The organism is Pseudomonas fluvialis (assembly GCF_002835605.1).
Classification (GTDB): domain Bacteria; phylum Pseudomonadota; class Gammaproteobacteria; order Pseudomonadales; family Pseudomonadaceae; genus Aquipseudomonas; species Aquipseudomonas fluvialis.
Genome location: NZ_PIYS01000027.1, coordinates 195,941 through 209,293 on the forward strand (window position 1 = coordinate 195,941; position 13,353 = coordinate 209,293).

The following is a 13,353-nucleotide window of genomic DNA, read 5'->3' on the forward strand; positions in this document are numbered from 1 at the left end:
GCTATATGGTGTTGGCATGACTGCACAGCATGATTTTGCTGCCCTGGCCCTGCAGGGCTGGCTGGCCAGCCTGCGCGAGCAACTGCCCCTGGCGGCGCAGGGCGAGGCCTTGCGTCGCGCCCTGCTCAGTGCGCCCGGGGTGCGCCAGACGGGCTACCTGGCCTGGCAGGCCAGCAGTGGCATCTATGCCCAGCAGGATGGCGGCCCGGCCCTGCCACCCGGACAGGGTGATCCGCTGCAGGCCAGCGACCTGGCGTTGCACCAGCTGCTGGCCGAGCAGCCTTGCCTGAGCCTGCAACAGGTCCGCCAGCTACCCTGCTGGCTGGCCGGGCGCTTGCGTCGTGCCGCGCTTAGCCAGGGCTGGGTGCTGGCGCTGAGCTGGCAGGCAGATGGCGCCGGGCTGCTCCTGGTGGAGTGCGCGGAAGAGCTGGAGAGCGCCTGGCTGGCCTGGCTGCAGCCGCTATTGAACCAGTTGGCCAGTCTGGCGGGTGGGCAGCCAGCCAGCAGCCCGTTGCTGGTCAATGACCCGCAGCCCGCGCTGTTGCTGGATGCCGGCGGCCGGCCGCTGGCTTGCAACCCGGCCTTGCTGCGCCTGCTGGGCGAGCGGCCGTTTGCCGACTATGCGCAACTGCTGCCGGTCAATCATGCCGCCTTGCGGCGTGCCTGCTTGCAGCAGCAGCGTGCCATCGATGCGGTGGAGGCGCAGGATGGCGAGCGCAGCCTGGTCTGGTGCTTTATCCCCGAGCCGGCCGAAGGGCGTGTGCTGGCCCGTTGCCGGGAGGCCAGCGAGGAGTTGCGCAGTGCCCGCGAGGCGGCCCAGGCGCGTCGTCTGTACCGGCTGATCACCGAGAACACCACCGACCTGATTTCCCGGCATACCCCGGACGGACGCTTTCTGGATGCCTCGCCAGCCAGTTGGACCTTGCTGGGTTACTGGCCGGAGCAGTTACGTGGCAGTTCGGTGCGGCGCCTGTTGCACCGCCAGGATCGTCGCCTGCTGCGTCTGGCGGCCCAGGCGCTGGAACAGGATGGCTACCACACCATGACCATGCGCCTGCGCCATCGCCAGGGTCATTATCTGTGGTTTGAAACGGCCAGCCGGGCGATTCGCGAAACCTACACTGGGGCGGTGGTCGAGGTGGTCAGTGTGTCGCGGGATATCACCCTGCGCGTGCAGGCCGAAGAAAACCGCAGGCGTCTGGCCGAGGTGGTCGAGGCCAATACCGATCTGGTGCTGTTTATCGACGCAGCCGGCCAGCTCAGTTACCTCAACCCGGCGGCGCGGCGTGCCCTCGGCCTGGCCCACGGGGCGGCACTGCCGGCGCTGTGTGAGCTGTTGGCACCGGCGGTGCTGCAGCAGTTGCACGGCAGTGGTCGGCAGCTGGCCGAACGCGACGGCGTGTGGAGCAGCGAAGGGCAGTTGCGCGCTGCCAGTGGTGCCAGCCTGCCGGTCTCGCTGGTGTTGCTGGCACACCGTGCGGCGGGCGGGGAGCGCTACTACTCGCTGATTGCCCGGGACATGACCGAACGCGAGCTGCGCGAGGCGCAACAGCGTCGTCACCAGGACGAACTGGCGCACACCGCGCGGCTGGTCAGCCTAGGTGAGCTGGCTTCCGGGATCGCTCATGAAATCAACCAGCCGCTGGCAGCCGTGGTCAACTACGCGAGTGCCAGCCAGCGTTACTTGCAAAGCCTGGGGGACAATCCGCAGGCTGCCGAGCGCGTGGCCCAGGGGCTGGCGCGGATCACCGAGCAGGCCAACCATGCCTCCGAGGTGATCCGCCGTCTGCGCGCGTTCCTGCGCAAGGGCCAGCGGCGCATGCAGGCCCTGCAACCGGCCGAGCTGATCCATGAGGCGGTGCTGCTCTGCCAGTGGCAGGCCGGCAACAGCCAGATCAGCATCATCGAACAGGCCGAAGGGGCGCTGGGCTGCGTGTATGCCGACCGCGTGCTGCTCGAGCAGGTGCTGCTCAATCTGCTGCGCAATGCCATCGATGCCAACCGCGAGCACTGTGCCGGCCAGCCTTCGCAGATCGTCATCAGTGCGCGGGTGGAGCAGGGCAGCCTGTGCATGCGTGTCGAGGACCAGGGGCCGGGGGTGCCGGCCGAGGCGCTGGAGCACCTGTTTACGCCGTTCTACACCAGCAAGGCGGAAGGCCTGGGGCTGGGCCTGTCGATGAGTCGCAGTATCATCGAAGGCTTTGGTGGCTCGCTGGAGGCACGCCCAGGCGTCAGTGCCGGGCTGTGCCTGGAGTGCCGCCTGCCGCTGGTTCGTCAGGACCACGAACAATCATAAGAAGCCAGGAACACAGCGCATGAATCAGCAGGAACAACGCGTTTACGTGGTGGATGATGACCAGGGCATGCTCGACTCCACCGTCTGGTTGCTGGAGTCGGTCGGCCTGCGCGCGCTGCCATTCACCAGCGGCCAGGCCTTTCTGGCCGCCTGTGACGACCAATTGCCGGCCTGCGTATTGCTCGATGTGCGCATGCCGGGCATGGGCGGGCTGCACGTGCAGGAAGCACTGCGCCAGCGCGGTCTGAACCTGCCGGTCATTTTCGTCAGCGGGCATGCCGATGTGCCCATCGTGGTACGAGCCTTCAAGGCCGGCGCGGTGGACTTCATCGAGAAACCCTACAACGAGCAACTACTCCTCGACAGCGTGCAACAGGCGCTGGCCAGTCGCGCGCGCCCCGCGGGCGGCGGCGATGCACGGCTGGCCGAGGTGCAGGTGCGCCTGGACAGCCTCACTCCGCGTGAGCGCGATGTGTTGCTGCCGCTGGTGCGCGGTTACACCAATCGCGAAGTGGCCGAGCAACTGCAGATCAGCGTGAAGACCGTGGATCTGTACCGTTCGCGGGTCATGAAGCGCATGCAGGCGGAAAGCCTGCCAGAACTGGTGGGCATGGCGATTGCCGCCGGCCTGCTTGATCCGCTGGCCGTGCGTGACTAGGGCGGTTACTCACCGCGCTCGGCGGGCTTGAACTGGGCCAGGGCCTGGGCCATCAGCGCCTGTTCCAGACGCTCCGGCTGGTCGGGGCGGGCAAACAGGTAGCCCTGGAACAGCGTGCAGCCGGCCTCGACCAATGCCTGGTGCTGGGCACAGCTTTCCACGCCTTCGGCGACCACCTGCAGGTCCAGGCTACGGCCCAGGGCGAGGATGGTGCGCACGATGGCGGCATCATTGGGGTCGTCGAGCAGGTCGTGGATGAAACTGCGGTCGATCTTCAGGCGCGCCAGCGGCAGGCGCTTGAGGTAGCTGAGCGAGGAAAAGCCGGTGCCAAAGTCATCCAGGGTAAAGGCAACGCCATGCTGACGCAGGCGTTGCATGCGCTCGATCAGTCGCTCGGTGTCCTCCGCCAACAGGCTTTCCGTCAGCTCCAGTTCCAGGCCGGCGGCATGTGCGCCGCTGTGCTGCAGGCAGTCGAGCACTTCCTCGACAAACGCCTCATGGTGCAGTTGCGGCATGCTTACGTTGACCGCCAGGCGCAGGTGCGCCAGTTCCGGGCGTGCCTGCCAGCTGGCCAGGCGTTGGCAGGCCTGTTGCAGTAGATAGCGGCCCAGTGGGCGGATCAGCCCGGTGCTTTCCGCCAGCGGGATGAAGGCGCCGGGAGCTACCAGCCCCTGCTGCGGGTGCTGCCAGCGCGCCAGGGCTTCGGCGCCGACCACCCGACCTTGCACATCGACCTGCGCCTGGTAGTGCAGGATGAACTCGCCCGCGGCCAGGCCGCGGCGCATGTCGGCTTCCAGCTGGGTGCGGGCGAGCAGCTGGGCCTGCATGTGCGGATTGAAAAAGCGCAGGGTGTTGCGCCCGCCGGACTTGGCTTCATACATCGCCAGGTCGGCACGCTTGAGCAGGTCTTCCGGATTGCCGGCGGCATCCGAGAACAGCGCGATGCCGATGCTTGCTCCGCTGCTGCGTGGCTGGCCGAGTAATTCGTAAGGCTGACTGAGGGTGCCAAGCAGCTTGTTGGCCACCGTGCCGATTTCCGCCAGGGCCCGACTGCGTTCGCGCGGCAGGTTTTCCAGCATCAGCACGAACTCATCGCCGCCCAGGCGTGCCAGGGTATCGCCCTGGCGCAGACAGCTACTCAGGCGCTGGGCGACCTGCATCAGCAGCTGATCGCCAACCGCGTGGCCGAGGGTGTCGTTGATGTTCTTGAAGTGGTCCAGATCGATGAACAGCAGGGCGCCTTCCAGGCCGCTGCGCTGTTGCTGGGCCAGGGCGTGCTGCAGTCGTTCCTGCAGCAGGCGGCGGTTGGGCAGCCCGGTGAGCGAGTCGTAGAACGCCAGGCGGTGAATCTGCGCCTGGTTCTGCTTGTGCTCGCTGATATCGGTGGAGATGCCACACAGACCGATGACCTCGCCCTGGGCATTGCGCAAGGGCAGCTTGACCGTCAGGTAGACATGCACCCGGCTGTCGCCAGGCATGCAGAGGTTTTCTTCCAGCTCGATGCGCTGGCCATCGAGCAGAACACGGCGGTCGTTGTCGCGCAGCTGGGCTACGGTATGGCTGTCGAAGAACGCGCTGTCATCCAGGCCGAGGATCGTCGCCTGCGCCATGCCGTAGAGTTCGGCGATCTTGCGGTTGGCGTACTGGTAGCGCCCCTGGCGATCCTTGATGTAGATGCAGGCTTCGACGGTGTCGAGAATGGTGTTCAGGCGCTCTTCGCTGGCCTGTAGGTGGCGGGTCTTCTCCCTGACCTGCTGGCGCAGCCAGGCACTGGCCGCCAGGCTGACCAGCAGCAGTGCGGCGAGGCTGGCCAGCAGCCACCACAGCAGCGGCGGGATGAGCGGCTGCGCTGTGCTGCCGGTCCAGCGTTGCAGGATGCGTGTGTACGGCGAGTCCTCCATTGCCTGCCACTGGCGCAGGCGGGCTTCGATAGCGTTGAGCACGCCGGCCTGGCGCCCCTTGGCGCTGGCATAGAACAGGCGGGCCGGCATGAACATGATCGGCGTGCTGTGCAGCTGATAGTCACGTGCCTGGTAGTTGCCGTACTGGAAGTTGGCCACTGCGGCATCCACCTGCCCATCGCGGGCCAGGTTGAAGCCTTCCTGCAGGCTGGCTACCGGCACCAGTTCAGCCTGTACGGCGAAGGCGGCCAGTTGCTCGGCCAGATAATGCTGCTGCACCGAGCCTTGCAGTACGGCGATGCGTGCGCCTTGCAGGTCGAGTAGTGACTGCGCAGCCTGGCTCTTGTGGCTATACAGCTGCGACCAGCTGTAGAGCACCGGGGTGGTATGGAAGTCCATGACGCGACTGCGTTCTTCACTCCAGGCCACATCCGGCATCAGGTCGATGCGTCCGTCCTGCAAGGCCTGCAGGCATTCCTGCCACTGACAAGGCACGCGGTGCAGTTGCCAGCCTTCGGCCTGGGCGATTTCCTCGAGTAGCTCACCGAAGATGCCGCCCAGGGGGTGCTGGGCGTTGCTGATGACCTTGGGCGGGTTGTCATAGCTGCCCACGCGCAGCTGGAGTTGCGCCAGGAGCGGCGCAGGCAGGCCCAGCAGCAGGCAGCAAAGACAGGCGTGAAGCAGGCGCGGCAGCATGGCTCGAGACTCTCCAGTGGGTGTCTCAACTGTAGATGCTGGCTGGCGTTTTGCCTGTTTCAGGCGCTGCTGTCGCTGCCTTCTGCGCTGTCGAGATTGTCGCCACTGAATGCGCCCAGGCATTGCAGGCGATGGCTGCCAAGCCGCCAGCAATCCTCGCCAGGGTCATACTGTGCCGCGGCCAGTTCGGCCTGGTTGAACTGCCAGTGGCGTGCCTGGCTGCCATCCTGGCAGTCAATGCGCAGGGCCGGTTCGCCGCTTGGCGCGTAGTGGAACTGCCAGGCGTGCAGGTCGTCGATCAACAGCAGGTCGGCGCCTTGCAGGGCTTCACAGAGGGTCATGGGCATGCTCGGGCAGGCTCCGTGTAAAGGGGGCGCGATTGTAACCGCTGTGGCCGGCTCAGCGCCCCAGGCGACGCAACTCCGCTGACTCGACGATGCGCAGGCCGTCGCCCTGCTCCAGGGCCAGGCGCCAGAGCGCGCGGGCCAATACGCTGGCCTCGATGGCTTGCAGGTTGCCGGGCAGGTAGCGCAGCAGTGGCGCAGCCAGGCGTTCGGCCAGGCGCGGGCGGGCGCGCTCGCCGATCAGTAGCGAGGGGCGTACCAGGGTCAGCTGTGGCCAGCCCTGCTGGCTGAGCGCCTGTTCCACCTCGCCCTTGACCCGGTTGTAGAGCAGGCGTGAACCGGCATTGGCGCCCAGCGCACTGATCACCAGCAAATGGCGAACGCCCAGCGCACGGGCGCGTTCGGCAAACCCCAGCACCAGGGCTTTTTCCAGTGTCTGAAAGGTCTGGCTGTTGCCGGCATCGTGCAGTGTGCTGCCCAGACAGCAGAATGCGCTATCGAAAGGGCCTTGCAGCTGGGGCAGCAGGTCGAGCAGTTCACCTTGCGGGTTGCTCAGGCGTGGGTGTTCGGCGAGCGCGCGTCGGCTGGGTGCGACGACCTGGGTTACCGTTGGCTCGCTGAGCAGGCGATCCAGCAGGTGGCTGCCGCACAGCCCGCTGGCGCCGGCCAGCAGGATACGTTGGGGGGTGGGTTGCATGAAGGGGGCTCCGCCAGTCCGATGCCCTCAGTGTGGCATGTCCGAAGGGACTGTGGGTATGGCAGGGCGCCCGCCTGGGGCTGCCCGTCCAGAACGGTTGGATTCAGGTCCACTCGGTGAGCTTTTGGCCCTGCTTGTCGGTGAAAGCGCCGATGATGATCATGATCCAGTCGATCAGTGCCCAGATACCCAGGCCGCCGAGGGTCAGTAGTTGCAGGATGCCGGTGCCGATCTTGCCGACGTAGAAACGGTGGGCGCCGAAGCAGCCGAGGAAGAAGCACAGCAGGAAGGCCGGCAGAATGCGTTTTTCGCTCATCATCTGTCCTTGGATGAATATCAAGAAGGTAAATGGCCGCGCCGAAGCGCGGCACAGGCTAGCTTAAACGAAGCACAGGGTGAGCGGTTCGGCGACGTAGGCCGGCTTGGCCTCGCCTTCGATCTCCAGCACGGTGCGGGCCTTGAGCAGCCACTGGCCGGGATTTTTTTCCTGGGCGTCGAGCAGGCTCAGGCCGAGGCGAACACGCGCGCCGACCTTGACTGGCTGAATGAAGCGTACGCTGTCCAGGCCGTAGTTGACGGCCATCTTCAGGCCCTTGGGCAGCGGCATCAGGCCTTCCATGAGCTTGGGGATCAAAGACAGCGAGAGGAAGCCGTGGGCGATGGTGCAGCCGAAGGGGGTAAGTTTGGCCTTTTCCGGATCGACGTGGATGAACTGATGGTCACCGGTGCACTCGGCGAACTGGTTGACACGTTCCTGATCGATCTGAATCCAGTCGGAGAATCCAAGGTCCTTGCCCACGCAGGCAAGCAGTTCCTCGAGAGTAACGTATGGCATAGCGTCTCCTGGGGTGGTGCTGTTTGTTGTTTTTGTCTGGCGCGTCACTGCGCCTTTGCGCTAACAAATGCCAGTGCGCTGCGCTGAGGTCAAGCATTTGTTTGTGCGGCCATGGTCGCTAGGCGAGAAGCTGACCGAACGGCCTATAATGGCGTTTTAGAGCGTGGCGACCGGTTGAACGGGTTGCCCGAAGAGGAGGATGGTGCCGATGCTGTTGCGCGGTCTGACCACACTGGTGCTGTTTCAGTTGCTGGGCAGCATGCTCAGCGCGCTGCTGTTGCCGATGTTGCCCGGAGCGATTCTGGGCATGCTGCTGTTGTTCGTTTTTCTCATGCTGCGCCGCGAAGTGGGCGAGCCGCTGAGCGTGGCGGCCAACAGTCTGTTGCGCTACCTGCCGTTGCTGCTGGTGCCGCCCGCGGTCGGGGTGATGGTCTACGCGGCGGCGATCTGGGCTGATGCCTGGGCGATTGTCGGGGCGTTGGTCGTGTCGTTGCTGCTGTCGCTGCTGTTCTGTGGCTGGCTGATGCAGCGCCTGATCGAGCGCCAGCAGCAGGAGAAGCACGATGTTTGACGGCCAGGCGGCGTTGCGTGCATTGATTGATCATCCGCTGTTCTGTTTCGCGCTGACCCTGGCAGCCTACCAGCTGGCCCTGGCGCTGTATGAACGCACGCGCTGGGTGGTCATGCAGCCGGTGCTGCTGGCCATGCTCATGGTGATTCCGGTGTTGCTGCTGTGCGATATCGATTTTGCCCGTTATCGCGATGGCACCCAGTTGCTCAGCCTGTTTCTCGGCCCGGCCACTGTCGCCCTGGCGGTGCCGCTGTATCTCAACCTGCGGCGGATTCGCCAGTTATTCTGGCCGGTTGTGCTGACCCTGGTGATTGGCGGGCTGTTCGCCACCCTGGCAGGCGTAGGGCTAGCGTGGTGGTTCGGTGCCGATGACATGGTGCTGATGACGCTGCTACCCAAGTCGGTGACGTCGCCCATCGCCATGCTGGTGGCCGAGCAGATCGGTGGCGTGGCGGCGCTGGCGGCAGTGTTCGTGCTGATCACCGGGGTGCTCGGGGCGATCTTCGGCCCGCCCCTGCTGAGCTGGATCGGTGTGCGCCATCCGGCTGCGCGGGGCATGGCGCTGGGCATTACCGCGCACGCGGTAGGCACTGCCCAGGCTCTGCAGGAAAGCGAGGAGACCGGGGCGTTTTCCGCGCTGGCGATGAGCGTGCTGGGGGCGGCTACGGCCATTCTCCTGCCGCTGGCGGTACTCTTCTTGCGTTGACTGGGTGAGGTGCCAGCATGCTTCAGTCGTTACCGCTGTTCCCTCTGCAGACCGTGCTGTTTCCGGGCTGTCTGCTCGACCTGCAGCTGTTCGAGCCGCGTTACCTGGACATGCTCAGTCGCTGCCTGCGCCAGGGCAGTGGCTTTGGCGTGGTGGCGCTGCTGGAAGGGGGTGAAGTGGGCGCGTCGGCCCGGCGTCTGTCGGCCCTGGGCTGCGAGGCCGAGGTGTGCGACTGGCAGCAGTTACCCAACGGCCTGCTGGGGGTAAGGGTACGCGGCGCACGGCGCTTTCGTCTGCATGACTGGCAGGCGCAGCCCGATCAATTGCTGCTGGGCGACATCGACTGGCTGGCCGAGCAGGCAGATGTCGCGCTGCAGGCCGAGCACGAGGAGTTGTTGCTGCTGCGTGAAGCGCTAGCCTGTCATCCGCAGGTCGCTGATCTGCTGGCAGAGCGCCGCCCGCGTGGGCTGCAGGCGCTGACCTGGGAGCTGGCCTACCTGCTGCCGCTGCAGCGTGATGAAAAGCTGCGCCTGCTCGCCCAGGACGATCCGTGCGCGCGCTGTACGCAGTTGCGCGAACTGCTCGAACAGTTGCAGGGCTGATTCAGTAGCGATAGCGCAGCACGGCGGCGTCCAGCTGCCAACTGGCCAGGCCAGCCAGTACGACCAGCAGCAACGGCAGCAGGCCAAGCCACAAGCGGCGCGGCAAGGCGGGCAGGCGTTGTTGCTGTTGCATCAGGTATAGCCCGCCGGCACAGCAGAACATGGCCAGCAGCGCGCCGGCGAGGATGTCGCTGGGCCAGTGTACGCCCAGGTACAGGCGTGACAGCGCGATGGCTGTGGCGGGTAGCGCGGCGATCGCCAGCCAGGTCAGGCGCAGGCGGGCCGGCTGGCCGCGTCCGGCCAGAACCCCCAACACCAGGCACAAGGCGAAGGCCGCGGCGCTATGGCCGCTGGGCATGCTGTGAGTTTCCAGAGCCTGTTGCAGTACATCCGGGCGGCTGCGCGCCAGTAACAGTTTCAGGCCGGCATTGCTCAGCGCGCAGCCAATCAGCACGATGGCCGCCCACAGCGCGGCCTGGCGCTGGCGTGCCGCCGTCAGCAGTGCGACCAGCAGCAGGCCGGCCAGCAACTGGCTGCGCAGGTCGCCCAGGCGGGTTAGCCAGACCATCCAGCTGTCCAGCCAGGGTTGGCGCAGGCTTTGTACCAGGTGCATCAGTCCGCGGTCGAAATCCTCCAGCCATGGCCAACCCAGGAGCAGGCCGAGCAGGCCGGCCAGGGCCAGCAGTGCGCAGAGCAGGCTGGCCTGGCGCCGTTCGCGCAGGCTGGCCTGGGCGGCGATCAGCAGCAAGCCCAGTAGACCCAACGCGAGCAGGCCGGCCTGTTGCCAGAAGCTGCTGCTCAACGGCAGGCGCAAGGCAGCGCCGGTGGCCCAGCCGGGCAGCAGGTAGGCCACGGCCCAGCCGGCCGAGGCCAGCAGGCTGATGGCCAGGAACTGGCCGGCGGGCAGGCGCAGCATGCCGGCGGTCATGGGTAGCAGCGGGCGCAGCGGGCCGATGAAGCGGCCGACCAGCAGGCTGGCCATGCCGTAGCGCTGCATGTACTGCTCGGCGCTGTGCAGCGCTTGCGGATGATCGCGCAGCCAGGGCAGGCGCTGGAGGCGTGCCTGGCAGCTGCGCCCCAGGGTGTAGGACAGCAGATCGCCACACAGCGCGCCCGCCCAGGCCCAGAGCAATGTCTGGGCGAGCGACAGATGACCGCTGCCGGCCAGCGTCGCCACGCCAAACAGCAGCACCACGCCTGGCAGGAGGATGCCGACGATGGCCAGGCATTCCAGCAGGGCAATGGCAAAGATCGCCAGCGCCAGCCATTGCGGATGGCTGGCGAGCAGTGCGTGGGCTGCGTTCAGCCAGTCGCTCATGGCGGCGTCTCCAGCCATTGATAGTCATGCCCGGCACGCTGGCCGCGGCGCAAGGGATTGCGCGTGCAGCAGGCGGCATAGTCGGCGTCGACGAAACGGTAGGGCAGGTGCTCGTCACGGCCAGGGGGAATGCCCAGGCGCTGGGTCTGGATGATGGCGCGTGGGCGCAGTCCCAGGTCGCTGACGAACAGGCGCTGGGTGTCGAAGGGCTGGGCGTTCCACTCGCTGACCTTGAGCCCGAGGGCGCGGCAGAGCAGGGTCTGTCCGGCACACAGGCGCTCGACAGACCGCGCTCGCCCTTGCCGGTCAGGATTGTTGTGCTGCATGCGCGTCAGGGCTTGGGCGTCGCTCAGCACGTCCTGCCAGGGATAAGCAGACTTGATCAGTACCGCATTGCCGGGGCCGGCGGCGCTGAAGTTCAGTGAATCGCCACCGCGTGCGTAGTACATGTAGATATATCCGCCGTCCATGAACAGCGCGCGGCGCTTCTCGGTGTAACCCAGCGAGGCATGGCTGCCTTTCTCGGCCAGATAGTAGGCTTCGGTTTCGATGATCCGCGCGCTCAGCCACAGGCCGTTGTGGTAATGGCGGATCACCTTGCCCAGCAAGGCCTGGGCCAGGCACTGCGCGTCACGTTGGAAGAAACTGGCCGGCAGGGGGCGGTCGATACGAGAAGAACAGCTCATGCAGGGGTCCCGAAGGGGGCGGCAGGCGCGGATTATACCGATTGGCGGCAGCGCTTGCTGCTGTGCAGCCTGGTGCCGCGCTGGGTATACTCAGCGGCTTTCTCCGACGTTCGTCCAGCGAGACCGACCCGATGACCGAGACCGTACTCGACTACATGACCCGCCTGGGACGTGCCGCCCGCGAGGCCTCGCGTCAGCTGGCGCGGGCCAGTACCGCGCAGAAGAATCATGCCCTGCTGGCTGCCGCCGAGGCCCTGGATGCCGAGCGCGAAGCGCTGTTGCAGGCCAATCAACTGGATCTGCAGGCTGGCCGGAAAAACGGGCTGGATGAGGCGATGCTGGATCGCCTGGCGCTGACCCCGGCACGCATCGACGACATGATCGAAGGCCTGCGCCAGGTGGCCGCCCTGCCGGACCCGATCGGCGAGATCCGCGACATGCGCTACATGCCCTCGGGTATTCAGGTCGGCAAGATGCGCGTGGCGCTGGGGGTGATCGGCATCATCTATGAGTCGCGTCCCAACGTGACCATCGATGCGGCCAGCCTGTGCCTCAAGTCCGGCAATGCCACCATTCTGCGCGGCGGCTCGGAGGCCATCCATTCCAATCAGGCGATTGCCCGCTGTGTGCAACAGGGTATCGCCGCTGCCGGCTTGCCGGCTGCCGTGGTGCAGGTGGTGGAAACCACCGATCGGGCGGCCGTGGGTGCGCTGATCAGCATGCCCGAGTATGTCGATGTGATTGTGCCGCGTGGCGGCAAGAGCCTGATCGAACGCATCAGCCGCGAGGCGCGCGTACCGGTAATCAAGCATCTGGATGGCGTCTGCCATGTCTATATCGACCAGGCTGCCGATCTGGACAAGGCGGTGCGCGTGGCTGACAACGCCAAGACTCAGCGCTATGCGCCGTGCAATACCATGGAAACGCTGCTGGTGCATCGCGCCATCGCTGCGCGCGTACTGCCGCCGCTGGGCGAGATCTACCAGACCAAGGGGGTGGAGCTGCGTGGCTGTGCGGCGACCCGCGAGCTGCTGGGCAGTGCGGTGCTGGCGGCCAGCGAGGATGACTGGTTTGCCGAATACAACGCGCCGATCCTGGCAATCCGTATTGTCGATTCGCTGGAAGCGGCCATCGAGCACATCAATCACTACGGCTCGCAGCACACCGATGCGATCATCACCGAGAACTTCAGTGATGCGCGGCGCTTCCTTGCCGAAGTTGATTCCAGTTCGGTGATGGTCAATGCCTCGACACGCTTTGCCGATGGCTTTGAATATGGCCTGGGCGCAGAAATCGGAATCTCCACCGACAAGCTGCATGCGCGCGGCCCGGTCGGCCTGCACGGCCTGACCAGCGAGAAATACGTGGTGTTCGGCGACGGCCACGTACGCAGCTGATGAGCCGTCGCATCGGCCTGCTCGGCGGCACCTTCGACCCCATCCATATCGGCCACCTGCGGGCGGCCGTGGAAGTGGCCGAGTTGCTGCAGTTGCAGGAGTTGCGCCTGCTGCCCAGTGCACGGCCACCGCATCGCCAGGCACCGCAAGCCAGTGCCGAGCAGCGCCTGGCGATGGTTCGCCTGGCCGTGCAGGACCTGCCGCCGTTGTGCGTGGATGATCGCGAGCTGTCTCGGCAGGCCCCGTCCTATACCTATGACACGCTGTGTTCGCTGCGCAGTGAGCTGGCTGCGCAGGACAGCCTGCTGCTGGTGTTGGGCTGGGATGCCTTCTGCGGCCTGCCGAGCTGGCACCGCTGGACGGAGTTGCTGGAGTTGTGCCACATCCTGGTGTTGCAGCGCCCGGATGCCGACAGCGACGCGCCCGAAGTGCTGCGCGACCTGCTGGCGGCGCGCAGTGTGGCCGACCCTGGGCAACTGCAAGGGCCGGCCGGACAGATTGCCTGTGTCTGGCAGACCCCGCTGGCGGTGTCGGCCACGCAGATTCGCTATTTGCTGGCAGAGAACCGCTCGGTGCGCTACCTGGTGCCCGATGCCGTACTCGCCTATATCCAGCAGCACGGACTGTACCGTGCTGCTCATTGAAC

At 66.0% G+C, this 13,353-nt stretch carries 14 protein-coding genes; 7 read left to right on the forward strand and 7 right to left on the reverse strand.

Annotated features, from left to right (window positions below):
• Positions 1-16: 16 nt before the first annotated feature.
• Entirely contained in the window at positions 17-2,296 is a 2,280-nt protein-coding gene (locus CW360_RS13785; RefSeq protein WP_101194090.1) for a PAS domain-containing sensor histidine kinase, read from the forward strand.
• Positions 2,297-2,315: 19 nt separating this feature from the next.
• Positions 2,316-2,954, forward strand: coding sequence for a response regulator transcription factor (locus tag CW360_RS13790; protein ID WP_093984354.1), 639 nt, complete (start codon positions 2,316-2,318; stop codon positions 2,952-2,954).
• 5 nt (positions 2,955-2,959) lie between these two features.
• Here CW360_RS13790 and CW360_RS13795 read toward each other — a convergent pair whose 3' ends face one another.
• The 5 genes from CW360_RS13795 to CW360_RS13815 form a co-directional block, all read right to left on the reverse strand.
• Positions 2,960-5,551, reverse strand: a complete 2,592-nt coding sequence (locus tag CW360_RS13795; RefSeq protein WP_101194091.1) for an EAL domain-containing protein — start codon at positions 5,549-5,551, stop codon at positions 2,960-2,962.
• A 59-nt stretch (positions 5,552-5,610) separates the two neighbouring features.
• Complete coding sequence (locus CW360_RS13800; protein WP_245874724.1) at positions 5,611-5,892, reverse strand: DUF5629 family protein; 282 nt, start codon at positions 5,890-5,892, stop codon at positions 5,611-5,613.
• 58 nt (positions 5,893-5,950) lie between these two features.
• Positions 5,951-6,592: a Rossmann-fold NAD(P)-binding domain-containing protein gene (locus tag CW360_RS13805; RefSeq protein WP_101194093.1), complete on the reverse strand. Its 642-nt coding sequence runs from the start codon at positions 6,590-6,592 to the stop codon at positions 5,951-5,953.
• Between the two features lie 103 nt (positions 6,593-6,695).
• Positions 6,696-6,908, reverse strand: a complete 213-nt coding sequence (locus tag CW360_RS13810; RefSeq protein WP_093984350.1) for an NINE protein — start codon at positions 6,906-6,908, stop codon at positions 6,696-6,698.
• A 63-nt stretch (positions 6,909-6,971) separates the two neighbouring features.
• Entirely contained in the window at positions 6,972-7,427 is a 456-nt protein-coding gene (locus tag CW360_RS13815) for a MaoC family dehydratase (protein WP_101194094.1), read from the reverse strand.
• 208 nt (positions 7,428-7,635) lie between these two features.
• Here CW360_RS13815 and CW360_RS13820 point away from each other — a divergent pair, with 208 nt between their 5' ends.
• The 3 genes from CW360_RS13820 to CW360_RS13830 are packed head-to-tail and all read left to right on the forward strand — an operon-like array spanning position 7,636 to position 9,306.
• Positions 7,636-7,998: a CidA/LrgA family protein gene (locus CW360_RS13820; RefSeq protein WP_093984348.1), complete on the forward strand. Its 363-nt coding sequence runs from the start codon at positions 7,636-7,638 to the stop codon at positions 7,996-7,998.
• Entirely contained in the window at positions 7,991-8,704 is a 714-nt protein-coding gene (locus CW360_RS13825) for an LrgB family protein (RefSeq protein WP_101194095.1), read from the forward strand. Before CW360_RS13820 ends, CW360_RS13825 begins: the two co-directional genes overlap by 8 nt.
• A gap of 17 nt (positions 8,705-8,721) precedes the next feature.
• Positions 8,722-9,306: an LON peptidase substrate-binding domain-containing protein gene (locus tag CW360_RS13830; RefSeq protein ID WP_101194096.1), complete on the forward strand. Its 585-nt coding sequence runs from the start codon at positions 8,722-8,724 to the stop codon at positions 9,304-9,306.
• A gap of 1 nt (position 9,307) precedes the next feature.
• Here the strand turns inward: CW360_RS13830 and CW360_RS13835 are convergent, their stop codons facing one another.
• Together CW360_RS13835 and CW360_RS13840 are read right to left on the reverse strand one after the other, a co-directional pair.
• Complete coding sequence (locus CW360_RS13835) at positions 9,308-10,624, reverse strand: bifunctional DedA family/phosphatase PAP2 family protein (RefSeq protein WP_101194097.1); 1,317 nt, start codon at positions 10,622-10,624, stop codon at positions 9,308-9,310.
• Positions 10,621-11,310 carry a DNA-3-methyladenine glycosylase gene (locus tag CW360_RS13840; protein ID WP_101194098.1) on the reverse strand — a complete coding sequence of 230 codons (690 nt, stop codon included), beginning with the start codon at positions 11,308-11,310 and terminating at the stop codon, positions 10,621-10,623. The genes CW360_RS13835 and CW360_RS13840 overlap by 4 nt, the downstream gene beginning before the upstream one ends.
• Before the next feature lie 131 nt (positions 11,311-11,441).
• On the opposite strand from CW360_RS13840, the gene CW360_RS13845 reads away from it, so the two are divergent.
• Together CW360_RS13845 and nadD are read left to right on the forward strand one after the other, a co-directional pair.
• Positions 11,442-12,707: a glutamate-5-semialdehyde dehydrogenase gene (locus CW360_RS13845; RefSeq protein WP_101194190.1), complete on the forward strand. Its 1,266-nt coding sequence runs from the start codon at positions 11,442-11,444 to the stop codon at positions 12,705-12,707.
• A complete protein-coding gene (gene nadD / locus CW360_RS13850; protein WP_101194099.1) occupies positions 12,707-13,351 on the forward strand; it encodes a nicotinate-nucleotide adenylyltransferase in 645 nt (214 codons plus the stop codon). The genes CW360_RS13845 and nadD overlap by 1 nt, the downstream gene beginning before the upstream one ends.
• The last annotated feature ends 2 nt before the right edge of the window (positions 13,352-13,353 follow it).